The sequence below is a fragment of the Pseudoalteromonas sp. 2CM39R genome (assembly GCF_023161845.1).
Genome location: NZ_JALNTM010000019.1, coordinates 67208 through 90973 on the forward strand (window position 1 = coordinate 67208; position 23766 = coordinate 90973).

The following is a 23766-nucleotide window of genomic DNA, read 5'->3' on the forward strand; positions in this document are numbered from 1 at the left end:
AACAAGTGATGGGTGCTGATTACAGCACCCAGTATCCATGACAACATATTGCAAAAGCAGGTATATCATGAAAAGCACAAAATTTATTAAAACACCTCTTGCAGCGTCAGTTGCGATGATTTTAACCGCAGGGCTAGGCACTATGTCTGCTTATGCACAGGATGAGCAAGAGAAAGCTGATAACGATATTGAAGTTATCGAAATTAAAGGTATTCGTGGCAGTATGATCCGCGCCATGGATATGAAACGTGATGCAACAGGTGTTGTAGATGCGATTTCAGCAGAAGAGATGGGTAAATTCCCAGATACTAACTTAGCTGAATCATTACAGCGTATTACCGGTGTATCAGTGAGCCGTTCAAACGGCGAAGGTAGCGAAATTACGGTACGTGGTTTTGGCCCTGAGTTTAACCTAGTAATGCTGAATGGCCGTCAAATGCCTGGCACGGGTTATACACGTTCATACGCCCTTGAGAATATTGCCGCTGACGGTGTAAGTGCACTTGAAGTTGCAAAATCAGGTCAAGCTGATGTACCAAGTGGTGGTCTAGGTGCTACCGTAAATATTATTACAACTCGCCCATTAAATAGCCCAGGCGAAAAGTTTAGCTCGTCTATTAAAGCTATTCATGACTCGTCAAATGAAAAAGGTGATGATGTAACGCCAGAGTTTTCAGCGATGTACAGCAATACCTATGCTGATGATACATTTGGTTTTGCGGCATCATTCTCTCATCAAGAACGTGATTTTCAACAGCAAAGTGCCAATATTCAAGGTTGGCAGGCCAATGTTGACTTACCAACCCTTGATGAAGGTGACTACATTGACCCACGTGCAGTAGATAGCGAAGGCAACCGTGTCGGTAATCATTTCTTTCCGAAAGACATGAACTACAGTATTGCTGATGTTGAACGTGAGCGTACTAATGGCCAAGTGACGTTACAGTACTCGCCAATTGAAAGCTTTACTGCAACGGTTGATTACACCGCAAGTCGTGCAATCACCGGTGTTGAAACTGCCGGTTGGGGTATTTGGAATGAGTTTGGCAGTAACATTAATAGTTATGAGCTTGATGAAAATGGTACAGCGCTTTATGCCGATATCAGTGGTAATGATGGTTCATTCACGGCAAGCCGTGCCACTACAGAAGTTAAAGCACGTTCAATTGGTTTAAACCTAGAATGGCAAATCAATGACCAGTGGGAAGTTGAGTTCGATTATCATGATTCGAAAAACGAAACAGATAACGGCGCAGATGATGGCTTAGGTTCTGATGGCCAAATCATTCTTGGCTCTGACCAGTTACAGAGCAAAGTATATGATTATCGCACTGGTGAAGTTCCGCATGCCTATGTTAATTGGAACAATGGCTCAACAGTGCTAGATCCAAGTGAAATAGATTCGAACTTCAGTCAGTTTATTTACTCTCCAGGTGAGTCTAATGTTGAGCAAGCTCAGCTTCATGCAACTTGGTTCAATGAAAGCTTTGAAATTCCACTTGTTAAAGTGAAATTCGGTGCTGCCAATACTAAGCAAACCATGGGTGGTTTTACTGCATGGAGTGGCTTACGTGGCGGCCCTGGTTTTAATCCATCATTCACCGAAATCTTCCCTGATGGCATGTTCACTTATAATGATACTGGCGATATGCTAGATCAGTTTGCCGGTGGTGGTAGTGCCCTTGAGCCAAATTATTACTACACCTATAGCTTTGAAGAAGCGTTAGCTCGTCAGCTTGCTTATTTAAACGAAGATTTATTAGGCGATAATCAATATTCAATTGACCCATTCTTTGATGGTATCGACAGTGAAAGCTACGTAGAAGAGAAGACACAAAGCTTCTACGTGAATAGCTTATGGGAATTTGAATTATCTGATTACTTTGTTCAAATCAACGCAGGTCTTCGTTATGAAGAAACGGATGTGACCAGTACGGTTCGTCAACGTGTTGAAAGTCAAGTTAACTGGGTGAGTGCATCTGAGTGGATCATGCAGTACGAAACTGGCGGTACAGATAACTTTTATCAAGAAGAAGGTAATTATGATATCTGGTTACCAAATATCGACGTAAAAGTTGAAATTACAGACGAGCTTGTAGGTCGTGTTTCTTGGGGTAAAACCATGGCTCGCGCACCGCTTGGTAATTTGGCTGGTGGCCGAAGCTTAACGGGTAGCCCTAAACCAGGTTCACGTACTGGTGGCCAAGGTAATACTAACTTGCTGCCATTTGAATCAACTAACCTCGATTTATCGCTTGAGTATTACTACGGTGAAGGTAGCTACGCGTCGGTTGGTTACTTCAAAAAAGACGTAGATAACTTTATTCAAACGCAAATCACTGAAACAACGATTGATGGTTTATACGATATCTTAAATGGTCCTCGTTACCTTGAAGCTGTTGCATCTGTAGAAGCACGTGGCGAGCAGGCTACGAGTGACGCAGTATTCAATGAAATGCTGGCATTAGGTTATGGTAATGCAGATGGTGCCATTGAGCCAACGAGTTCAGATCCACTGATGGTATGGAATATTTCTCAGCCACAAAATACTGATAGTAAATCAGTTGATGGCTTTGAACTTGCTGTTCAACACTTATTTGGTGAAAGCGGCTTTGGTTTAGGGGTTAATGCTACGTTTGTTGATGGTGATGTTGAATTTGATGTAGCAAGTTTGACTCAACAAGCTCCTTTATCAGGCTTAAGTGACTCAGCTAACTTCCAAGCTTTTTACGATAAAGATGGTTTATCTGTGAAAGTGACTTACGCATGGCGTGACTCTTACTTAATTGGTGTTGGTCAAGCGCAAGGCTCGTCTGATGCTCCGCCACAGTTTGGCGATACTTACGGTCAATGGGACTTAAGTGTTAACTACGACATCAACGAAAACATGACTGTTTTCTTTGAAGGTATAAACCTTAATAACGAAACTGAGCGTGGCTACGGTCGTTACGAAGAGCAGTTCTTATTTGCTCGTCAATACGGACCTCGTTACACAATTGGTGCCCGTTATAGCTTTTAATATGTGATCCCGATGGAACAAAAGCCGCTCAATGAGCGGCTTTTTTTATTTTAAATCTGATAATTAAGACGTTTTTAAAGAGGCTTCTTGCGATAAAGTAAGTAGCCAAAAAAATAGCAAAAAATAGCAATACCAGGATTAATTAATAAATTAGGCATGAACACAATATCGGTTTCACCAAAACAGTAGAAGTAAAAGGCAATAGTGAGTAATGAAGGTAGCGGGAAAAAGAAAGTTTCGTTAGCAACTAAGCCCACTACCGACCAGCTAGTTAATAGTAGTGAACCTACAAAAACGAGAAAGCCATGCCATAAATCGTGCTTTTTAGCATAGTGTTTGGCTATTAAAATTGCTACAACGCATGCTGGCAATGTTATTACGGATAAAATAACGTAATCCATAACAACTTATCCTCATTCTCCTTGTAATCGCGTAATTAAAACAAAACCCAGTACTTTTGATATATCAGAAAACACTGATCTTATTACCTGAGATGGCTTATCTTATTTTGTTGAGAATAATTCGCGCAACACGCTGATGATTTGTGTAATATATGCCACACTATATCCACCCCATTTGGCTTTACTGATACACACTCGACTTTTATTGTGTTTCAACTAGAGCTTAGCGTGTTTTTTCAACTTAAAATCAATTGTTTAAGTTGTATTAGGTAGAATAATAAATGAGATTATCAGATACCCATATTCAGCAGTATATTGACGAAGGCCGCATTGTTATTGAGCCAACACCGAGTAAAGAGATGATTTCAGGTGTGACGGTAGACTTGCGTTTGGGCAACAAGTTTCGAGTTTTCCAAGATCATACCGCAGCCTATGTTGACTTAAGTGGTCCAAAAGATCAGCTTAACAAGGCGATGGAATCAATTATGAGTGATGAAATTGTGCTTGCTGAAGAAGAAGCATTTTTCCTTCACCCAGGTGAATTGGCACTGGCTATCACCCATGAAAAAGTCACATTACCAGCAGATATTGTTGGTTGGTTAGATGGTCGTTCATCGTTAGCACGTCTTGGTTTGATGGTTCATGTAACAGCACATCGTATTGATCCAGGCTGGTCGGGTAATATCGTGTTAGAGTTTTACAATTCAGGTAAATTGCCATTAGCGCTACGCCCAATGATGAAAATTGGTGCTATGAGTTTTGAAACCATGACAAGTCCTGCTGAAAACCCATACAACGTTCGTAAAGACGCAAAATATAAAGATCAAAATTCGGCAGTAGCGAGCCGTATTAGTGATGACAATAAATAACTCCAGTTTATGTGGCCTAAGCGCCACATAATATATTTCCGAACTTTTTACTTAATTTAGCTCACTATAATTGGCAATTTAAGCTTATCGGCCCCATACTTTTAGCTGGTGTTAAAAGCACGGAGCTAAAATGCACATTGTTGGCAAGCAAGTTAATTGGATTATCACAAAGCTGCTCATAATATTGTGTTGTGTATTGATACACTGCACCAGTGTTTTTGCTGCTGATGATGACTTATCTGTTTGGTTGCTTGATTCAGAACAACCACTTGCCAAACTTAGCCAATCTCTTGAAGAATCGTTACAAAACGCAGAAAAACTAAATGCGCTTGAAACAAGCTCAGTCCGTCTTACAGCTAAAACGTCCCACTGGTTAGTCATTGATTTATACCAACTACCTGACAATAAAAACTATGTTGTTTTTCTTGGCGAACCCAATTTAAGCTGGGCTAAGTTTTATCTTTTAGATGAAAACTTTCAGGCTACTAATAATCAACGAATCGCTTCACTAGAAAGTTTATCGAACGTTCGTCCTCATTGGTTGATTGAGCATAGCCAAGGACATCGCTGGGCTTTAGTTAACTTTGTGCATGATAGGGCGCTGACGATAGAAGTTGGGGTGGTGGCTGCGAAAATATTTGAAGCCAATTTACACCAAACTATTTTAGGTTATGGTGCTATTTTGGGTGTGCTAATTTTATGTATGTTCGTGTGCGCAGTATATTTCTTTGTCTCGCAGCAACCAAAGTATATGGTGTTAAGTGCCTACTTTTTGCTTGTTACGGTTGGATTTCTCATAGATAACGGTTTAATCAACTATCTAGTTGATGGCTTAGATTGGGAAGCAAAATGGCCGGTTAATGAATTTGCACTGTGTTTTGTTAGCTACTTTTTATATCATTTTTTAGCCATTCATACATACAAACCTATTTTTAAAAAAGCATGGCAAGCAATGATTGCGTGTTTGTTAATTGCAGCTTTACTGTCATCAATTCAACCACAGTTCAATCGCCAGTGGTTATTTATCATTTCTTGCGTTGGATTTTTGAGTTTTGCTGGCGCTCTATTTTTTAGTTTAATGGAGCGTAAAAACAACCGTACTCACCTGCGTGTTTTTATGCTTTTAACTATTGTTATTCAAGTGCTTAGTCTATTTATTTGGAATGGCTTTGGCATTGGTTACCATGGTGTCCATAACACCATCTTACTTATCACATCATTGGCGATATGTTCCGTTCTATTGTTAAAAGATCGCCAGCAAATATCAGCATTTAATTATTCGATGCTGCATGATGCAGATACTAAACTGCCAAATAAGCAATTTTTGCTCGCGCAGATAGTGAAAAAAGTTTCGAAAAAACAACACTTCTCAGTTTTATTATTTAAGGCTCATGTACTTTCAAATGCCCGTTCTACCTTTGGCTTTGAACAGGCTAATATTTGTATCAATGAAAGATTAAGTATCTTAAATACTCAGTTGCAGAGTATGAATGCACTAAAGCTTGAAATCCAATCGAGCAGAAGTGCTTGGCTTGCACATGTTGATGACAGCACATTTGGCTGTTTAATTATGGGAGAGCTTGAACTAAGTCACATTGAGCAGTTTGCATGTTTGATCCATGGTGTGTTTGAAGAAGGGCTCACCCATGAAGAAATTAATTTAGTCGACAGTGTTGATATCGGCGTTGCTTATTACCCAATGCACGGTAATACCGCAAAACAAATTTTTCAATGTGCGATACAAGCAATGTCTGAAAAGCGTTTACAAGGTGAGCGTTGGCGCATGTTTGATTCAGAAACTGCACGCCTGTCTGAGCAAAGGTTATCGATTGCTGCAGCGCTTAAAATAGCGATTGATGAAGACCAACTCAGCTTGCATTTTCAGCCACAGATTTGCTTAAAAACAGGCAAAGTTGTTGGCTGTGAAGCATTGCTGCGTTGGCAGCATCCCGTATTTGGTGCAGTAAGCCCTGATGTGTTTATCCCAATTGCAGAGTCAGCCGGGGTGATCAATCAGCTAACTGAATGGGTTGTTGAAAGAGGCATTGAGTGGCAAGCGAAGTTTTGCAAACTGATACCCGATCACGTTATTTCTATAAATATTTCAGCAAAAGATTTATTAAATAAAGACTTACCCGTGCTGTTAATTACTATTTTAAATGAGCAAAAAGTAGCGGCTGAATCTGTGATGTTGGAGCTTACAGAATCAGCGACTTTGGAAGAAAGTAAAAAGATTAAAGCAACACTTGATGACTACCGCTTAATCGGCTTAAAGCTTGCGATTGATGATTTTGGTACCGGCTACTCATCGCTTGCTTATCTGAGCCAGCTAGGTTTTGATGAAGTTAAAATAGATAAACAATTTGTGTTAAATCTACCGTTTTCAGTGAACGATCAGAGTATTTGTCGGGCTACCTGTGATATTGCAACTACTTTGGGTGCACATGTTGTTGCTGAGGGGATTGAAGATGAGCAAAGCCTAGCAATGCTGCAAAGTTATGGTTGCCAGTTTGGGCAAGGGTATTATTTTTCTAAACCACTTTGTGCAGATGATTACTTAGCTTGGATAAGCGAGGTTCAGAAAGTTGAGATTAGTCTTGATGCAACAGCGAACCTAACTGATTAAAGTAATTCAGCAGTGCTGAAAAGCAGCGCATTGTATGCTGCTCATCTGGGTAGATTAAGCCACTTGTCGATAACCCACTCACTAAAAAGCTATTTTTTATATCAGGGTGCATGGCAATACATTTTTCAAAACAGCGAGCTGCTAGTTCTTCAGGCATACTCATATAAAGTTGCTTTACCTGCTGATCAAAAGCGATAGATTGCTTCACGAACGCATTTGGGTTTTCACCTGAGGAGTCTAAAAATACCTGATGATAAAACTCATTTAAGCGTTGATTAAGTGGGTGGCTTAAATCCGGTGATTGTTCGAGCCACAGTGCCGAGCAAAATTGCATGCTCTTTCTGCCTTTGAATAAATGCTGACAAATATGATGATCAAACGCATGAAACCATTCATGGGCGAGAGCGCCTCCGCCGGCATTTTTTGCAAGCGCAAGGGTTTGGCTGTGGGCATTGTAATGAGCCTGCACACCTTTTTGCCCACCATGACCAAAGGCAAAATTAAGCTTACCCCTAAGGCCAATTGCTGTTGGGGGTAAAGCCAGTATTTGCGCTAGATCAGCTAAGGCATCGTAAATTAAATTCGCCGCTAATAGCCGCTCTTGCTTATTAACCCAATTGCCAACCACCATGGTACGAAAACCAAAGGTATCGCGAATATCGTCAAAATCGACCTGATCATCAAAGCGATAATCTGGTCCCTGACGGTGAAAACCGGCACTAAGCCGTTTTGATACACGCATTATAAATAGCGTGCCTTAACATCATCTGGCATATGTTGGGTTTGCTTATCGACCAGTGCTGCTAATAATCTGTATAGCGGTGTTACATCAAGGCCTTCAATCAGTTTAAGGCTATGAGCCACTGCTTCTAAGGTTGATAAACTATCTGCGCGTGGTGCTTTACGAATGACGTATTTGTTTTGTGGTATTTGCTTAAAACTCACAGCCTGAAACCCCTGAAGGCTTGGAGTTAATTGCAGCATTTTGTAGGCTTTTTTCCACGTACCATCAATCACAATTAAATGAGTTAAAGACTGTTTGAAAGCATCTGAAGTGGCAGTGTGTTCATCTAAACGTAATGCATTATCAGCAGGATAGAGTACCGCAGTTGTTGCTTTTGGCAATGTTGCGAGCTGTAAAAAGTCTTGTTCTGACTCACCCGCAATGATTTGGCAGTTATCTAAGCCTAAATTCAGTAAATTAGCGGTGTTCTTAGTAACTTTTTCCTCACTAGGATGGCGTAATATAATGATTTTTAGTTTATTATTGATTATGCTTATTGAATCACATAAACAGGTTTTAACTGAAAAGCCACAATGTGAGCACAATTCTCTAGCCATACGAACTCAGGTGTAAATCAAAACTATGCCTAGTATACATGAGCTTAACTCGCAAAGCAGGTTTGCTTTTTAGCTATGAACGGCTAAAGTTGCGATTTATATAATTACGTTTTTGATTAAGGGATAAAGATGACGACAATCACAATTGATGAGAGTGCACTTGAAGGGATGGAATCACTTTTAGGTGACCAATTTGCCGACACCTTGACCTTTTGTTGTAGTGAATTTCAGCGTTTAGGTTCTGAAGTACTTGCAAATCTTGGTTCAGATAACGAAGCAGCTGCAAGGCATGCACACAGTTTAAAATCAAATGCAGCTCAATTTGGTGCTGCAAGTTTATCATCGCTTGCGCAAGAAATTGAACTGACCTTGAACCAAGGTGATGTAGCCACTGCACAAGAGAAATCACAAACCCTTGATGAACAAGTTTCAGGTTCTGTAGAAAAATTACAAGCTTGGTTCGCTACTCGCTAAAAACTTGAATTTATTTCAGTTATAACCGCAATAATCCTCTGGCGTGGTGGCCCCTTACTGGGTTAGTCTTAAGGCTAATTAGTAGAGGTAACCATGTCACAAATCAAAAAGAGTCACAAACTAGACGGTGTCTGTTATGACATACGTGGGCCTGTGCTTGCACAAGCTCGAAAAATGGAAGACGAAGGGCAAAAAGTATTAAAGCTAAACATTGGCAACCCAGCTGCCTTTGGCTTTGATATGCCTGAAGATATGCACAAAGATATCATTCGTAACTTATATTCAGCCCAAGGCTACTGTGACTCTAAAGGCCTCTACTCAGCCCGTGTGGCTGTCTATCAACACTATCAGCAACGCGGTTTATTTAATCTTGATGTCGATAATATCTACATCGGCAATGGGGTCAGCGAATTAATTCAAATGACCACACAAGCATTACTTGATAATGACGATGAAGTGCTTATTCCTGCACCGGATTATCCGCTATGGACAGCATCAGTTAAATTAGCAGGGGGTAACCCTGTGCATTATCTTTGTGATGAAGAACAAGATTGGTTTCCTGATATTGCTGATATTAAATCGAAGATCACCTCAAAGACCAAAGCATTGGTGCTTATTAACCCAAATAACCCAACCGGTGCGGTGTATAGCGATGATCTGTTGATGGAGCTTATCAATATTGCTCGTGAACACAAACTTTTGTTATTGAGCGATGAAATTTACGAGAAAATCTTGTATGACGGTGTCAGCCACAGCTCTATTGGTGCACTGTGTGATGATGTGCCAATTATCACCTTTAATGGCTTAGCCAAAACGTACCGCGCTGCAGGTTTGCGAATGGGCTGGATGGTGTTAAGCGGCCGTACTAGCATGATGGACGACTTAAGCCGTGGCCTTGATATGCTGGCATCAATGCGTTTATGTGCCAATGTACCTGCACAATATGCTATTCAACAAGCTTTAGGCGGTGTGCAGTCAATCGATAACTTGATAAACCCAGGTGGCCGGCTGTACGTTCAGCGTGATATTGCATGGCGTGGTTTAAATGCCATTGATGGTATTAGCTGTAAAAAGCCTAAAGGGGCACTTTACGCTTTTGCGAAAGTGGATACGGCGCACTTTAACATTAAAGATGATGAGCGCATGATTTTAGATTTACTCAAAGCTGAGAAAATCTTATTAGTGCATGGTCGCGCATTTAACTGGCCTGATCCTGATCATTTCAGATTGGTGTTTTTACCAAACAAAGATGATTTAACAGAAGCCATGAGCAAGATGCAGCGATTCTTCGCTGATTATCGACAAAGCTAAAAAAAAGCGAGCCGAGGCTCGCTTTTTTAATAAGCTTTATCAACACGCACCGTGTTATCGGTGAGGTAGACCAAACGTACTTTATCACCTTGGTTAAACAGCATTTGGTTGTCTTTATCTTGTACAACCATAAACTGTTCGCCGCTTTCTACTTTGATCATCAATTCAACGAGCTGATATTGTATAACGCGACTGTTTTGTTGACGGTTGTGAGCAACAGAGCCACCAATCATTGAGCCTAAAATGGTTGCTACAGTGCGGCCACTGCCGCCACCAAACTGATTACCAATAACACCGCCAATTAGCGCACCACCAAACGTTTCCCAGCCGTTGGTTTTATCTCTGACCAGCTCTTGTTCGGTAATGGTTCGCACTGATTGTACTGAGCCGAACAACACCTGCTGTACTGGTACTGCTTTGTTACGCTGATAATCAGCATAACTTGGCGAGCTCAGTAATAAACAGCTTGCTAGGATTGCTACTAGGTATTTCATAAACCCTCCTGACTACCAGCCAAAAGTTGATTTCTCACGTGTTTTACGGATTTCAGTTTCATCAGCCCATTCAACTAGGCCGCTTTTTAAATCCATTAAACGCATAGTGAATTTATAATACACATCAGCCTTGTCAGCATTCGATTTAACAATGCTCGATAAGTTACCGTATAACATGTATTGCGCACCAACTTGCTGGCCAAAGGCAATAGCGGTATTTGGGTTTACAAGTGGGTCAACGTTTTGGAAATTAAGTTGCTCGCGCACAGCTTCAACGCGGGTCATATCAACAAAGCGGAACTTACCACTGCGTAATAACTGTGTTGAGATTGAATCAGTAATTGATTCAGTATCAATATGCTCGCTCGTTTTGTTTTTAATACGCTCAACAAACACGATAGGGCGGGTATTTGCTGTCATGGTACCAACCACAGGTGAAGCAAGTAACGAGTCTGTCATTTGGCTTGCTACTTTTTGTAGATCCGTTGAACCAAAGTTGATATCTGTGGTTTCTACGGCTTGCGCATCACCATAGCTAACAACGGCTTTGTTAGCACAACCAGACAGCAACAAAGCGCTTGTCATCGCAACGGCCGCAGCCGACTTAACAGAAAGTAATTTCATTGTAGTATCCTTAATCTTCAAATTCTTGTGCTTCTGTTGACACTTCACGAACTGCAAGCGAGAAGGTGACAGCATTTGCTGTCGGGGCTAGGCCCGGTAATTGGGTCTTAGCAAATCCAAATAATGTAATAGCTTGCCAAGGTGAGTGGTTGCCGCGAATAACAAAGCCATCAGCGTCATACCAAGTAAATTGATACTGTAAGTATTGAGACTTTTTATACTGGCTTGCCAGTGTCACAACAACATCTGTTAAGCCATTTGTTTGGCGTGTTTTTACATCTGTAATGGCTAATTTCTTGCCAAGTTCAGGGTTATTAACAATCAGTTGTTGGTTATACTGTTGTGATGCCTGCTCAACACCAATGCCAGAAGTGGTAGGGCGTGAGGAGCAAGCCGCAACAAGTAAAATGGTTAATAGTGGCACTAAGTATTTCATCATTGCTCCTAGAGTTGTACGACATGTGTGTCGTAGTAGTTATTTATAGAGGTTAGAAAAATCAAGGTTAACCCTTGCTTACTAACCGTAAAGTCTATTTCGCCGTGCCCTGGCACGGTTAAAGCGTGCTGACCTGCTGGCATCGCGTGCTGCGCAATACTCAGTTGACTAGGTAAAGTCGACCAGCTACGCGTATCAGCCTGCTCTGATGCAATGTTATAAATATTCGCTAAAATATTACCGACATCGCCTCCGCTTCTTGCCAATTCTGCGCGCATCTTTTCTTTCGCAACCAAACGCATAACTTGGCGGGTTATTCTGCCAGCACTTTGATCTTTCAAAGTTTTTGCTGCCAACGCTTCAAGCCTAACAATGGGCGTCAGTGGTAAATTTTCGCCATCGAATGTCACTGTTTTATCACTGCCCGCATAAGGCGCATCGCGATAAACTGGCATGGCAATACTGTAAAAGCGTGCATCACCCCGGGAGGTATAAATGGGTAATCGTAAATGAAACTCTTGCCTTGCTGGTATCAAACCTTGCTCTGCAATTACAATTACTTGGCCCTTGTTTACTTGAGTCTGCTTTAGCTTGCCAAAGCGTTTGCTAAATTCTTCAAAGTCCTGATCAAACCCTTGTTTTTTGGCAAGGCGTAACACTGTTTGCTGTAAGTAGCTATTTTCGCTATTTATTTCGAGTGCTTTTTTATAATCGATATAGGCATCATCAAACTGTTTATCCGCTTCATAAAGTAGGCCAGACAAATAAAACGTAAAGGCATTTTGAAAGCCATTTTTGACATTACCAATTAGCTCAGCCATATCAGGGTAACCTTCAGCGGCCTTTTCTGCTTGTTCATCAAGTACAGCTTGGTTGTCTTTTAGTGCATCTTCTTGCACTTTATTAGCACGCCTAACTTCAACTAATGCAGATTCAAGTTGTTTATCAAATACATAACTCAGTGCTTTGTAGCTATGCAGCATCGTCATTTCATAGGCTGCTGGCTCATAACCAATCACTGAGTCATTGGTTAATAATGAATTTGTTTGCTCAAGGCCTGCGCTCAGCTGTACTTTGGCTGCTTGACGTTTTTTTTCCATATTTTGATAAACAGCTTCAAAGGTCTCATTGGCCTGAGAATTTTGTTTAGCTAAAAACTCAAGACGGGCCGTTTCAAGCTGATTTAATAAATAGTTACTATGGCCTCGGCTGTTACTTGGCAAAAGCTGCTGTGCACTTGCTATGTTATTTTGAGAAACAGCTTGGCGCACAGGTCTTAGCTGCGTCGCATAATCTTGGAATAGATCAGTAATACCTATGGTACTGCAACCAGATAACAGTAAAGCAGCTCCAATAAATAAACGTCGATGCACTGAACACTCCTTTTAAACAATGTAATGAGATTAGCATACGCGGCTTAACCTTCTATGATAAATTATGTAAAAAATCGTAAGTTAATTGTCTAATTTTAGGTCTTATCTTTTTTAAAACCAAAAGGATAACTCATTTGTTGAGCACCGTACTGTATACCTTGATTGCACTTTGTGCGTTTGCAGCTAACTCTTTGCTGTGCCGAATGGCATTACAAAGTGGTGATATAGATCCGTTAAGTTTTACTGCCATTCGCTTAGCCAGTGGAGCGTTTATGTTGCTTTGCTTACTTTTATGGCAAACAAAGCTAAAGCAAACAAAATCACAATCAGCTAAACCTTTAACCGATAAAGGTAACAATATCAGTGCCCTTAGTTTATTTGTTTACGCGCTGTGCTTTTCAGTTGCCTATGTTGATTTAAACACAGGCACAGGCGCACTTATCTTATTTTCGGCAGTGCAGTTAACCATGATAGGTCATAGTGTTTTAAATAAAGAGCCACTCAGTAAAGTACAGTGGGGAGCTTTGTTTGTTGCTTTTGCGGGTTTTATTTACTTAATGCTGCCCTCAGCCACCGTGCCTTCTTTCATACCAGCAATGCTTATGGCGTTAAGTGGTGTGGCGTGGGGTGTTTACAGTATTCGCGGAAAATCATGCAGCTCACCTTTGCAAGCAACCAGCTTTAACTTTCTAAGAAGTTTAATACTTGTGCCAATTTTAGTCTTACTAGCCATGGTTGATTGGCAAGGTATTACTGCGAGTGGGGTTTATTTGGCGATAGCTTCAGGAGCGCTTGCATCCGGGCTTGGTTATAGCATTTGGTACATAGCATTACCTAGGCTTAAAAGTAGCCAAGCAGGGGTGGTGCAGCTAACCGTGCCTGTGCTTGCCACATTAGCTGGGGTGGTGGTTTTAGATGAGCAATTAACAGCGCGTTTAGTTGTAGCCAGCGCCTTAATTCTTGGCGCTGTACTGGTGTTTTTAATGGCTAAAATTAGGGCGTATTAATATTTAATACGTAGCGTTCATACAGGGTGTTAAGTTCAGCTAGTATCGCTTGTTTACCGCTGAGCTCATTTTGTTCAATAGATTGCTGTAATGTTGCAACTGACAAATACTCCATCATCTTAGCAGATACAGCGATATGGCTGATATGCCAAGGCTCAGGGGCAACCCCACCTTTGTACTCTTGATAAGGGCGATAAAAACCATACTTCTCTAGGTTATCATCAAGCCATGCAGCAAGCTTGGCAAAGGGCCCTGTGAGTGAATACTCATCAGGCGTTAATTGCAGCTGGTAATCATCGTCAATCGGGCGGGTATCGTAAATGTCGAGGTCGGTACCAAAGTGGTGCCTACTTGCCCCCGGAAGTGCTGAGTAAAGCATAATAGCGTGGCACTTTTCAGTATCACTTAGGCTTTCTAAATCTACCGTTTGTTGCTCAAGGGTGTAAACCGGTCGAAGGCCCTGAAATTTAGCATTCCAAATAGCACTTTGACGATGAAAATCGCGAAAGCTAGAGGCAATTGTTAGATCAATACCTGCTTCTTTTGCTCCCTGCTGCAGAGCTAAAAAATCATTAACAATATCACGATGCAAGCGATGATTTTGTAGCTCAACTAAATGTGAGCTACTTAATCCCGTGGCGCATTGTTTAAGCTCGGTTTGGTTCATGTAAGCAGTTGCTCTAAAATCACTTCGTAAATATCAGCTAGTTGAATTAAATCATCCGTGCTAACACATTCATCTACTTTATGAATGGTTTCATTACGTGGACCAAGCTCAATGACCTTGGCACCTGTTTGTGCGATAAAGCGACCATCAGAAGTACCGCCGGTGGTTTCAAGCGCGGTGTCGCGTCCAGTCACCTGCTTAATAGCGTGCACGGTGGCATCAACTAACGGGCCATGATCGGTTAAAAACGGCAGTCCATTAACAATCCAATTTAGCTCGTAATTCAGGTTGTGTTTCTCAACAATTTCTACGACTCGCTGTTGTAGTTCTTGGTGAGTTACTTCGGTGCTAAAGCGAAAGTTAAATTGAATTTCAAGCTCACCTGGGATCACATTACCGGCACCAGTACCGCCGTTAATATTCGAAACTTGAAAGCTGGTTGCAGGGAAAAATTCGTTACCTAGATCCCACTCGGTTTGACTCAGCTCAGTTAACGCAGGAGCAGCTAAATGAATTGGGTTTTGCGCTAAATGCGGGTAAGCAACATGGCCTTGCACACCTTTAACAGTTAAAAAGCCAGTTAAAGAACCGCGACGACCATTTTTTACTACATCGCCAAGCACATCTCGTGAAGATGGTTCGCCAACTAGGCATAAATCAATCTTTTCGCCTCGTGCTTCAAGAGTATCGATAACACGGGTTGTGCCGTTGATAAACGGGCCTTCTTCATCAGAAGTAATTAAAAACGAAATTGACCCTTTATGATCTGGGTGCTTAGCCACAAAACGCTCTGTGGCAACTACCATGGCAGCTAAAGAACCTTTCATATCGGCTGCACCGCGACCATGTAACATACCGTCTTTTACCAGTGCAGAAAAAGGCGGGTGCTTCCAATTTTTTGCAGGACCTGTTGGTACAACATCTGTGTGACCAGCAAAACAAAAATGCGGTGACGCATCTCCCTTACGAGCCCAAGTATTCAAGGTATCAGTGAAAAACAGTGATTCAATATTAAAGCCTAGTTTTTCAAGGCGTTCGTTCATTAGCGCTTGGCAACCAGCATCTTCAGGCGTTACTGATTCACGCTGAATAAGCGCTTGAGCAAGTTCAATAACAGGGTGAGTCATTAGGCAAAAATCTCATCGTATTGAGCTGCTTTAAAACCTAAGTGGTATTGGCCGTTGTACACAAGTACCGGGCGCTTGATCATCGCAGGTTGCTCAACCAGCAATGCTAATGCAGATTCTTTATCTAGGTTTTGCTTTTGCTCATCAGATAATTGGCGGTATGTTGTGCCGCGTTTATTAACTAAATCTTGCCAATCAATGTGCGCTGCAAATTCGTTAACTAGCTCAGCACTAATGCCGTCTTTACGGTAATCATGGAAAGTAAATTCTTGATTGTTATCAGTTAAATATTTCTTGGCTTTTTTGATTGTATCGCAATTGCTGATACCGTACATGATAGTCATAAATTCTACTTTTTAGTTACAGTGAGTAATGTGTCCACCCCAGCAGTGACCTGAGATAGTGAATAATATAGGGGTCCAAGGTGTTGGCTATTGAGAACGCACAGTGTGCCAAGCATAGGGCTGCTCAGCTCGCGTAAATCAAAATAGGCTAATCGTTCACCTTTGCTAATTTTACTGCCATTTAATTTAGCAATATTGGTGTGGTTGATATGTTCTTCAACCGAAGAAAACGATAAGTTTAATAAAACTTTTAAACCGTTTTTTGCCTGTAAAATGTATTCTTTACCGGCATTTTTAACTTGTAATAGGGTGCCATCGAATGGCGCGATGATGTTGTGGCTAGTTAGTTCAACACTAATCCCCGGACCAAGGGTAGCAAAACGAAAAAAAGGCTCAGGGTGCTCGCTAATGCTTTTTACACGCCCAGTAAATGGGCTTTTAATGGCCATGCAGCGCGCTTTTCTGAGGCTGCGTTCGGGTAAGTATTGAACTTCGTTAGTCATGGCTTATTTAACATCACCTAGCACATGGTAACCGTCTTTTTTCAGGGCTGTAATAGCTTTGGCCATACTTTGCTTTTTCACCAATACATAATCTGTATCGTAGGTTGATAAAGCAAAAATCGAGATCGACGCTTTTGCTAGTACGCCAGAAATATTCGCCATAATACCAGTTAACGAAAAACCAAGTGGGCCAATTACTTCAAGTGCTTGCCAGTCGGTTTCTTGATCAAGACTGTCGAGTTGGAAGCTACTAGGGCAGACAATAGACAGCTCATCAGCCGTTTTTGCAATAAAGAAAATAGCTTGTTGGAGTAAGGCAGGATCAATCGTCGAATCGACATCTAAACTATGAATGGTAAGTTCTTCACTATGAAGTTGTAACGTTTGTTTTGACATCTGCGATCCTATCTTTGAAGCCTTTGAATTTATAGTATAGGTAAACAAAGTTAAGATAAAGCGCAATAATTTTGATTGCTGAGGTTTTACTCAATATCGCTGTCGAGGTTGTCCACAGATTCTGTGGATAAATATGGGAATAGGTACGTATAAAGAAGCTAATAGGCTAATTTATAAGGGTTTTATAAATTAGCCTAAATTTTGAAGGGTTAATTTTATAAGCTTTCAACTTGCTTAGCTTGAATCGCTGTTAGGGCAATGGTGTAAACAATATCGTCTACTAATGCACCACGACTCAAGTCATTTACCGGCTTACGCATACCTTGCAGCATTGGGCCAATACTAATTAAATCGGCACTACGTTGTACGGCTTTATAGGTTGTATTACCCGTATTTAAATCAGGGAATACAAACACTGTTGCTTTACCTGCAACCGGGCTGTCAGGTGCTTTCTTAAGTGCTACGTTTTCCATAATTGCAGCGTCGTACTGAAGAGGGCCATCAATTACTAAATCAGGGCGCTTTTGCTGGGCAAGTTTGGTGGCTTCACGGACTTTTTCTACGTCAGCACCTGAACCCGAGGTACCCGTACTGTAGCTGATCATTGCAACACGCGGTTCAATACCAAACGCAGCCGCTGAATCCGCTGATTGAATCGCGATATCGGCCAGTTGCTCTGCCGTTGGGTCTGGGTTGATAGCACAGTCACCGTAAACTAGAACTTGATCAGGTAACAACATAAAGAAGACTGATGATACTAACGATGAACCCGGTGCAGTTTTAATTAACTGTAGTGGTGGGCGAATCGTATTCGCTGTGGTGTTAACAGCACCTGACACTAGGCCATCTACTTTGCCTTGCTCAAGCATCATAGTACCAAGCACCACGTTATCCAGTAATTGCTCTTGGGCAACCACTTCTGTTAAGCCTTTGTTTTTACGAATTTCTACCATAGGCGCAACGTAATCGTTGATCACATCACCTGGTTCAACAATGGTTACGTTATCGTTAAGCTCAACACCTTGTTGCTCAGCAATACGTAAAATTTCTTCTTTGTCACCAAGTAGGATTGTTTTTGCAATACCACGTTGGCCACAAATTGCTGCGGCTTTAATCGTGCGCGGCTCATTACCTTCAGGTAAAACAACCGTTTTCTTAGCTTGACGGGCTTTATCTGTTAGTAAGAAGCGAAACGCTGGTGGAGACATTTTACGAGTACGACCAACACTTTGTGCAAGGCTGTCTAACCAGTCAGAGTCAATGTTACTAGCGTTGTGATCTTTTACTTTATCGATACGTTGGTCATCATCGCACGGTACTTCCATATTGAAGTTGTGCAGTAATAAAGACGTACGCCACGTATCTTCTTGTGTTGCAAGAATCGGCAGGCCGGTATTCATAGCTTGTTCGCATAATTTCATGATGCGATCTTCAGGTTTAAAGCCACCGGTTAATAAAATAGCCCCAAGCTTAGTACCATTCATGGCTGATAAACAAGCTGCAACGAGTACATCAGAGCGATCGCCCGGAGTTACCAGTAATGCACCTGGGGTAAAGTGGCTTAAAATATTCGATACAGTACGAGCACAGAAAGTAACGCGACGTAAACGACGGTGAGCCATGTCGCCTTCGTTAATAACTTCAGCCTTTAGATATTCACATAAATCACGCACACGCGGCGCTACTAGGTCAAAATCCCACGGGATGGAGCCTAATAACTTAAATGGGTGCTTTCTGAAAATAGGCAGTGATGCTAAACGGTTTAATTCGTTTTCAAGTTGCTCAGGCTCATGGGCTTCAACAAGATCAGCACGAGCACGACCTTCTTCATCTAGAGGTGCATTAACTTTATTGAAAATACAGCCTAACACGCGCGGGTGATTAACACCGCCATAGTTGCCAGAGGCAATTTCTAAACGGTCTTCAATTTGGTCATTGCTATCGTTACTTGGCGTTAAAACAAAAACAATATCAGCGCCCAGTGTTTGTGCGATTTCACGGTTTACACGGCCAGCATACGGCTGACGACGTGTTGGCACCATACCTTCGATAATAGCAATTTCATCTTCTTTAATGGTGCTTTCAAAGCGCTCTACAATTTCTTCAAGTAAGTCGTCGCCTTTACCATCACCAATCATTTGCTCTGCATAGCTCAAATCGAATGGTGTCGGCGGATTAATTGGCGAGCCATGGGTGACAATTTGCGTCGACTTTTCAGGACCTGTATCGCCAGAGCGCGGCTGTGCAATTGGCTTGAAAAAGTTCACTTTAAGCGCTTTTTGCTCAAGTGCACGCACTAAACCAACAGAAACAGATGTTAAACCAACCCCTGTTGAAATAGGGATCAACATAATTCTACGTGCCATTTACTTAACCCTCCTTTGCAATGCGGGCTGCATCGTTAGCAATAACCCATTCTTCGTTAGTCGGGATCACAAACGCTTTAGCATGCGCTTGGCCTTTTGAAATTAAGCCTTCTTTACCAAAACGTGCCGCTAGGTTTGCAGCTTCGTCACACTCAAGGCCTAAAAAGCCTAATTGGGTGATTACTTTGTCACGAATGATATCTGAGTTTTCACCAATACCACCGGTGAAAATAAGTGCATCAAGGCGTTGTACAGGTACTAAGAATGCGGCGATTTGCTTTGCTAAACGGTAGCAGAAAATATCGAGTGCAAGGTTCGCTTGCGGGTGGCCTTCAACAGCGGCTTCTTCAATAGTGCGACAATCATTTGATAATTCACTAATACCTAGTAAGCCACTTTGCTTATTAAGTAAGTCATCAATTTCTTGTACTGAATAATTAAGTTGCTGAGTTAAAAACGTAAATAAACCAGGGTCGATGCTACCACTGCGGGTACCCATCACTAAGCCTTCAAGCGGTGTAAGGCCCATACTGGTATCAACACTTTTACCATCTTTAATCGCACATACTGAACAACCATTACCTAAGTGTGCACTGATCACATTGGTTTGCTCGCGCTCTTTACCTAATAATTTTGCAGCTTCACCAGCAACATAATAATGGCTTGTACCATGGAACCCATAACGTCTTACGCCGTGCTCTTTATAAAGCGAGTAAGGTAGGGCGTATAAGTAAGCAATATTTGGCATGCTTTGGTGAAATGCCGTATCAAATACAGCAATTTGTGGCAGCGCTGAGAACGCTTGCTGTGCAGTACGAATGCCTAATAAGTTGGCTGGGTTATGAAGTGGTGCTAGTGCGGCTGTTTTTTCGATAGCTGCAAGTACATCATCGTCAATAAGCACAGATTCAGTGAAATGCTCACCACCATGCACAACACGATGACCCACAGCAATTAAATTATCCGCAAGGCCTAGCTCATTAACTAGCTTCACAAGCTCAGCAATTGCTGCATCGTGGGCTTGGCCCTTTGCAAGCTCAATAAGTTGTTTTTCACCATTATATTTATATTTGATTGAAGGCGTGTCTGAGCCAAGGCGCTCAGCTAAACCAGAAATAACTTCGTCAGAAGTGGCTGCATCTAAAATGGCAAATTTTAAACTTGAACTACCACAGTTCAGTACTAAAACATGTTGTGGTGAGCAAAGGGGCGTCGACATAGCTAGGTCCTAAAAGTACGATATCAGTCAGTGTATATTAAGGCTTGATAATTAGAATTCTTTGCCAGTATAGTAAATAAGTATTTTGTTGCTACACTTAACAAAGCTAGGCTGTAATTATACTAAAGTCTGGTTGACTTAAGCCGATAACATTTTATCTCATTTAGACTTTAAACGTTAGTCTCCTAACCATTAATTTGGTATTAAAACTAGGACAGGTTTTGCAGGGATTGTATCCGGGAGTGTGTTACACTCGGTTGTGAAACAAGTTGAAAACCCTAGGAGTGATGATGCAAAAAGGTGTCATGTCACAAGTGCAAACAGGTCGTCAGTACGCTAAAAAATGGCCGATGCGACAAGAGCTCGCTCCATTGTTTGCCGAATTTAGAGTGATCAAAGCCACTGATCTGGCAATTACAGTGATGCCAATTTTGGCAATGCTGACCGTTTTTATGCAAGTTAATTACTTAGGTAGTGATTATTTTCCACAAGCTATCACTATCGCGCTTTTCTTTTTATCACTACCGCTGCAAGGTTTGTTGTGGCTAGGCCGCCGTGCAGAAACCCGTTTAGAGCCAGCAATGCTAAGTTGGTATACCGAGCTGCACAGTAAAATGAAGGCGCATGGTTATCAGTCACAATTAACGACTGAAAAACCACGCTACACTGACTTAGCTCAATTATTAAAAGATATGTTCGAAAAAATGGATAAAGCCTTCACTAAAGAACACTTCTAATCGCGAACAAACTGGCTCACATAAAACGATAACGTTACTTTTTGTGGGCCTTGTTGCTCTATCTGCTGCCAATGCTCTGGGCGAAACTTCCACGCAAATGGCGTCATCATAATTAAATGTTTAATCTCATCGACCGACAACAGTACCTGTTGCTCTAACAAGTTTATCGACTCTTTGCTGAAGCCTGCTGGTGGTTCTATCTCTGTATGTGGTTTCACATCAGCATAAATAAACGCTTTTAACTCTTTAAGGTGCCAAGGGCCAGGGCTTGCAACAATTAAACTAGCTTGCGGTTTGGCAAGGCGAGCAAGTTCTTCTGCAAATAAAGGGGCAAAAACACTAACAAGCACATCAGCCTGCGCACCTGCAAAAGGGGCTTGGCTAATCGACGCGACACTAAAATGCGCATTTTCGTAGCGCTTAGCGGCGTATTTTACCGCGGGCTTAGAAATATCGACACCATATACATCGGCACTCGACTGCGCTGCAATTGCTTGAGTGTAAAAGCCTTCACCACAGCCTAAATCAATCACTGAACTTGGTTCGAGAGATGCTACTAGCTCTGCTAAAGCTTGCTGTAAAAACAAATAGTGCCCGGCACTTAAAAAAGCGCGGCGAGCTTGCACCATTTCAAGGTTATCGCCTGGTTGTTTAGACTTTTTATTTTGCACGGGAAGTAAATTGACATAACCCTCTTTGGCGATATCAAAACTGTGGTTGTTGTCACAACGGTAAGTTTTGTCGTTTAGAGTAAGTTCAAGTTTGCAAAGCGGGCAGTGATAGTGAAGACTCATGAGTCTAAATAGTCCTTATCATAAAAGGTTTTAACCCAATGAGGGCGATACGTGATCATCAAGGTAATGGCCATGCCATTGAGCATTGCTTCAGGAAACCAAATTATGGCACACAGGATCAGATAGTTTTCTGAAATCTCAATAAAACTGTAATCACCAAGCAAGTAATAAAACACACCGCTAGTAAGTATTTTAATACAGGCGATAACAGCAGCGGTTAAAAACGCGCATAAAAAGATATAAATAAAAAAGTGTCTCGGCAGGTAGCTATAGCAAAGCACAAAACACAAATAGCTCAATGTAATTGGTAAAAAAGCAGTAAACAATAAATGCACTGGCAGTATTGATACTGGCAACTGAGCGACTAATACCAAGAGTAAGCTTGCAAGAAGGCTTGCAAAAATAGCCAGTCGCCAACCTAAAATCAGGGTCACTGCAGTGACCCCTAAAATATGCAATTCGAGGCCTGGCAATATCCCCGCTTTAATGCGCCACAGTACCGCAAGTACTAAAGCACATGCGAGCACACCCACTTGTCTTATTGGCGTTGCCAATAATTGTGATGCGCTTTGCTTATCAAAGCTGAGCCAAAGTATTAGAGCCACACAGCTCCACAAAGGGAGCTGCCATTGCAGTGTGTCTATCATGCGTTAAATGTTGACCAAATTGGCGCATGATCAGATGGTTTTTCGATACCACGTAATTCGTAATCGATACCAGACTCAACACAACGCTCAGCAAGAGCAGGGGTTGCTAAGATCACATCAATACGTAGACCACGGTTGTCATCAAAACCTTTTGAGCGGTAATCAAACCACGAGTATTGCTCGGTTTTTTCTGGGTAAAGTTCGCGGAAGGTATCTTTAAAGCCCCAGTTTAATAAAGTGCTTAACCATTCACGCTCTTCTGGTTGGAACGAACACTTACCTGTTTTTAACCAGCGCTTACGGTTTGGTTCACCAATACCAATGTCGAGATCGGTCGGCGAAATATTAATGTCGCCCATCACAATAACATCTTGCTCTGGCGTGTGGTTATCTTCTAAGTGAGTCATTAAATCTTTATAGAATTGACGCTTATAAGGGAATTTGGTTTCGTGAGCAATATTATCGCCTTGCGGGAAGTAGCCATTCATCACCGTTAGGTCACGACCATTTTCTTGTGTCACGGTAACACTGATCATACGACGTTGTGATTCGTCGGTATCGGTTGCAAAGCCTTTTACAACTGATTTTGGCTCTTGTTTACATAACATTGCCACGCCGTAATGCGCTTTTTGACCGTGAAAATAAACGTGATAACCCATTTTTTGTACGTCTTCGAGAGGGAAGGCCTCATCATGTACTTTGATTTCTTGTAAGCCAATAATATCTGGTTGATGTTTATCAATTACGGCTTGCAATTGGTGTAAACGAGCGCGCAGGCCGTTAATGTTAAATGAGATTACCTTCATGGTGCACCTATTATTTTTGTTTCAGTGTTTAGCGCAATTCTATCATCAAACTAGGGCTTATTCATGAGCTAATTACGAAAATCAAATTGAGTAAATGTTGATCAATTGCTGCTTAATTTAAAAACATTGTTAACTCACTATTAATAATTAAATTAAATAAATAATTCAGTTGATCTACTGATTTT

The 23766-nt window shown here is 41.6% G+C and carries 24 protein-coding genes; 7 read left to right on the plus strand and 17 right to left on the minus strand.

The genetic code is table 11. The annotated features are described in order from the left end of the window. Positions 1 to 67: 67 nt before the first annotated feature. Positions 68 to 3019 (plus strand): TonB-dependent receptor, encoded by a 2952-nt coding sequence (locus tag MTF66_RS30030; protein WP_248529453.1) that lies wholly within the window; start codon positions 68 to 70, stop codon positions 3017 to 3019. Positions 3020 to 3093: 74 nt separating this feature from the next. Here the strand turns inward: MTF66_RS30030 and MTF66_RS30035 are convergent, their stop codons facing one another. Continuing rightward, the gene (locus MTF66_RS30035; protein ID WP_175081763.1) at positions 3094 to 3420 is read right to left on the minus strand and encodes a hypothetical protein; all 327 of its coding nucleotides are present in this window, start codon (positions 3418 to 3420) and stop codon (positions 3094 to 3096) included. A 281-nt stretch (positions 3421 to 3701) separates the two neighbouring features. Between MTF66_RS30035 and dcd the strand changes: the two genes are divergently transcribed. Beyond that, the gene (gene dcd, locus MTF66_RS30040) at positions 3702 to 4289 is read left to right on the plus strand and encodes a dCTP deaminase (protein ID WP_055021131.1); all 588 of its coding nucleotides are present in this window, start codon (positions 3702 to 3704) and stop codon (positions 4287 to 4289) included. A 130-nt stretch (positions 4290 to 4419) separates the two neighbouring features. Further along, positions 4420 to 6915 (plus strand): EAL domain-containing protein, encoded by a 2496-nt coding sequence (locus MTF66_RS30045; RefSeq protein ID WP_248529454.1) that lies wholly within the window; start codon positions 4420 to 4422, stop codon positions 6913 to 6915. On the opposite strand, the gene MTF66_RS30050 is transcribed toward MTF66_RS30045, so the two are convergent. Then, the gene (locus MTF66_RS30050) at positions 6881 to 7657 is read right to left on the minus strand and encodes a CLCA_X family protein (protein WP_248529455.1); all 777 of its coding nucleotides are present in this window, start codon (positions 7655 to 7657) and stop codon (positions 6881 to 6883) included. The two genes, MTF66_RS30045 and MTF66_RS30050, sit on opposite strands and share 35 nt — an antisense overlap. Next, complete coding sequence (locus MTF66_RS30055) at positions 7657 to 8256, minus strand: tRNA-uridine aminocarboxypropyltransferase (protein WP_248529456.1); 600 nt, start codon at positions 8254 to 8256, stop codon at positions 7657 to 7659. The genes MTF66_RS30050 and MTF66_RS30055 overlap by 1 nt, the downstream gene beginning before the upstream one ends. 129 nt (positions 8257 to 8385) lie before the next feature. Between MTF66_RS30055 and MTF66_RS30060 the strand changes: the two genes are divergently transcribed. Together MTF66_RS30060 and MTF66_RS30065 are read left to right on the plus strand one after the other, a co-directional pair. Continuing rightward, positions 8386 to 8730 (plus strand): Hpt domain-containing protein, encoded by a 345-nt coding sequence (locus tag MTF66_RS30060; protein WP_058584795.1) that lies wholly within the window; start codon positions 8386 to 8388, stop codon positions 8728 to 8730. Between the two features lie 93 nt (positions 8731 to 8823). Then, on the plus strand, positions 8824 to 10041 hold the full coding sequence (locus MTF66_RS30065; RefSeq protein ID WP_054552951.1) for a pyridoxal phosphate-dependent aminotransferase: 1218 nt from the start codon (positions 8824 to 8826) through the stop codon (positions 10039 to 10041). 26 nt (positions 10042 to 10067) lie between these two features. Here MTF66_RS30065 and MTF66_RS30070 read toward each other — a convergent pair whose 3' ends face one another. Genes MTF66_RS30070 through MTF66_RS30085 form a run of 4 tightly spaced genes read right to left on the minus strand, consistent with a single transcriptional unit; the run spans position 10068 to position 12968 of the window. Next, a complete protein-coding gene (locus MTF66_RS30070; RefSeq protein ID WP_055021127.1) occupies positions 10068 to 10535 on the minus strand; it encodes a glycine zipper 2TM domain-containing protein in 468 nt (155 codons plus the stop codon). A gap of 12 nt (positions 10536 to 10547) precedes the next feature. Beyond that, complete coding sequence (gene lpoB / locus MTF66_RS30075; protein WP_054561262.1) at positions 10548 to 11159, minus strand: penicillin-binding protein activator LpoB; 612 nt, start codon at positions 11157 to 11159, stop codon at positions 10548 to 10550. Between the two features lie 10 nt (positions 11160 to 11169). Then, entirely contained in the window at positions 11170 to 11595 is a 426-nt protein-coding gene (locus tag MTF66_RS30080; protein ID WP_248529457.1) for a YcfL family protein, read from the minus strand. An 8-nt stretch (positions 11596 to 11603) separates the two neighbouring features. After that, positions 11604 to 12968, minus strand: a complete 1365-nt coding sequence (locus tag MTF66_RS30085; protein ID WP_248529458.1) for an adenine DNA methylase — start codon at positions 12966 to 12968, stop codon at positions 11604 to 11606. 137 nt (positions 12969 to 13105) lie between these two features. Here MTF66_RS30085 and MTF66_RS30090 point away from each other — a divergent pair, with 137 nt between their 5' ends. Then, complete coding sequence (locus tag MTF66_RS30090; RefSeq protein WP_248529486.1) at positions 13106 to 13975, plus strand: DMT family transporter; 870 nt, start codon at positions 13106 to 13108, stop codon at positions 13973 to 13975. On the opposite strand, the gene MTF66_RS30095 is transcribed toward MTF66_RS30090, so the two are convergent. From MTF66_RS30095 to MTF66_RS30125, 7 genes are all read right to left on the minus strand, one after another. Beyond that, a complete protein-coding gene (locus MTF66_RS30095) occupies positions 13962 to 14642 on the minus strand; it encodes a M15 family metallopeptidase (protein WP_248529459.1) in 681 nt (226 codons plus the stop codon). The genes MTF66_RS30090 and MTF66_RS30095 overlap by 14 nt on opposite strands. Beyond that, the gene (gene dapE, locus MTF66_RS30100) at positions 14639 to 15769 is read right to left on the minus strand and encodes a succinyl-diaminopimelate desuccinylase (RefSeq protein ID WP_248529460.1); all 1131 of its coding nucleotides are present in this window, start codon (positions 15767 to 15769) and stop codon (positions 14639 to 14641) included. Before dapE ends, MTF66_RS30095 begins: the two co-directional genes overlap by 4 nt. Continuing rightward, positions 15769 to 16113, minus strand: coding sequence for an ArsC family reductase (locus MTF66_RS30105; protein ID WP_248529461.1), 345 nt, complete (start codon positions 16111 to 16113; stop codon positions 15769 to 15771). Before MTF66_RS30105 ends, dapE begins: the two co-directional genes overlap by 1 nt. 5 nt (positions 16114 to 16118) lie before the next feature. Continuing rightward, positions 16119 to 16616, minus strand: coding sequence for a PTS glucose transporter subunit IIA (locus MTF66_RS30110; RefSeq protein ID WP_054561267.1), 498 nt, complete (start codon positions 16614 to 16616; stop codon positions 16119 to 16121). 3 nt (positions 16617 to 16619) lie between these two features. Beyond that, positions 16620 to 17012: an ACT domain-containing protein gene (locus tag MTF66_RS30115; protein WP_248529462.1), complete on the minus strand. Its 393-nt coding sequence runs from the start codon at positions 17010 to 17012 to the stop codon at positions 16620 to 16622. Positions 17013 to 17227: 215 nt separating this feature from the next. Further along, positions 17228 to 19378: a phosphate acetyltransferase gene (pta, locus tag MTF66_RS30120; protein ID WP_248529463.1), complete on the minus strand. Its 2151-nt coding sequence runs from the start codon at positions 19376 to 19378 to the stop codon at positions 17228 to 17230. A gap of 4 nt (positions 19379 to 19382) precedes the next feature. Continuing rightward, on the minus strand, positions 19383 to 20597 hold the full coding sequence (locus MTF66_RS30125) for an acetate kinase (RefSeq protein ID WP_058584802.1): 1215 nt from the start codon (positions 20595 to 20597) through the stop codon (positions 19383 to 19385). A gap of 290 nt (positions 20598 to 20887) precedes the next feature. Here MTF66_RS30125 and yfbV point away from each other — a divergent pair, with 290 nt between their 5' ends. After that, positions 20888 to 21334 carry a terminus macrodomain insulation protein YfbV gene (yfbV, locus tag MTF66_RS30130; RefSeq protein ID WP_054552963.1) on the plus strand — a complete coding sequence of 149 codons (447 nt, stop codon included), beginning with the start codon at positions 20888 to 20890 and terminating at the stop codon, positions 21332 to 21334. Here yfbV and MTF66_RS30135 read toward each other — a convergent pair. From MTF66_RS30135 to xthA, 3 genes are read right to left on the minus strand one after another with little or no spacing between them, the layout of a single operon-like run. Beyond that, positions 21331 to 22128 (minus strand): putative RNA methyltransferase, encoded by a 798-nt coding sequence (locus tag MTF66_RS30135; protein ID WP_248529464.1) that lies wholly within the window; start codon positions 22126 to 22128, stop codon positions 21331 to 21333. The genes yfbV and MTF66_RS30135 overlap by 4 nt on opposite strands. Further along, complete coding sequence (locus MTF66_RS30140; RefSeq protein WP_152996508.1) at positions 22125 to 22775, minus strand: energy-coupling factor ABC transporter permease; 651 nt, start codon at positions 22773 to 22775, stop codon at positions 22125 to 22127. Before MTF66_RS30140 ends, MTF66_RS30135 begins: the two co-directional genes overlap by 4 nt. Then, positions 22772 to 23581: an exodeoxyribonuclease III gene (xthA, locus tag MTF66_RS30145; protein WP_054552965.1), complete on the minus strand. Its 810-nt coding sequence runs from the start codon at positions 23579 to 23581 to the stop codon at positions 22772 to 22774. The genes MTF66_RS30140 and xthA overlap by 4 nt, the downstream gene beginning before the upstream one ends. Between the last annotated feature and the right edge of the window lie 185 nt (positions 23582 to 23766).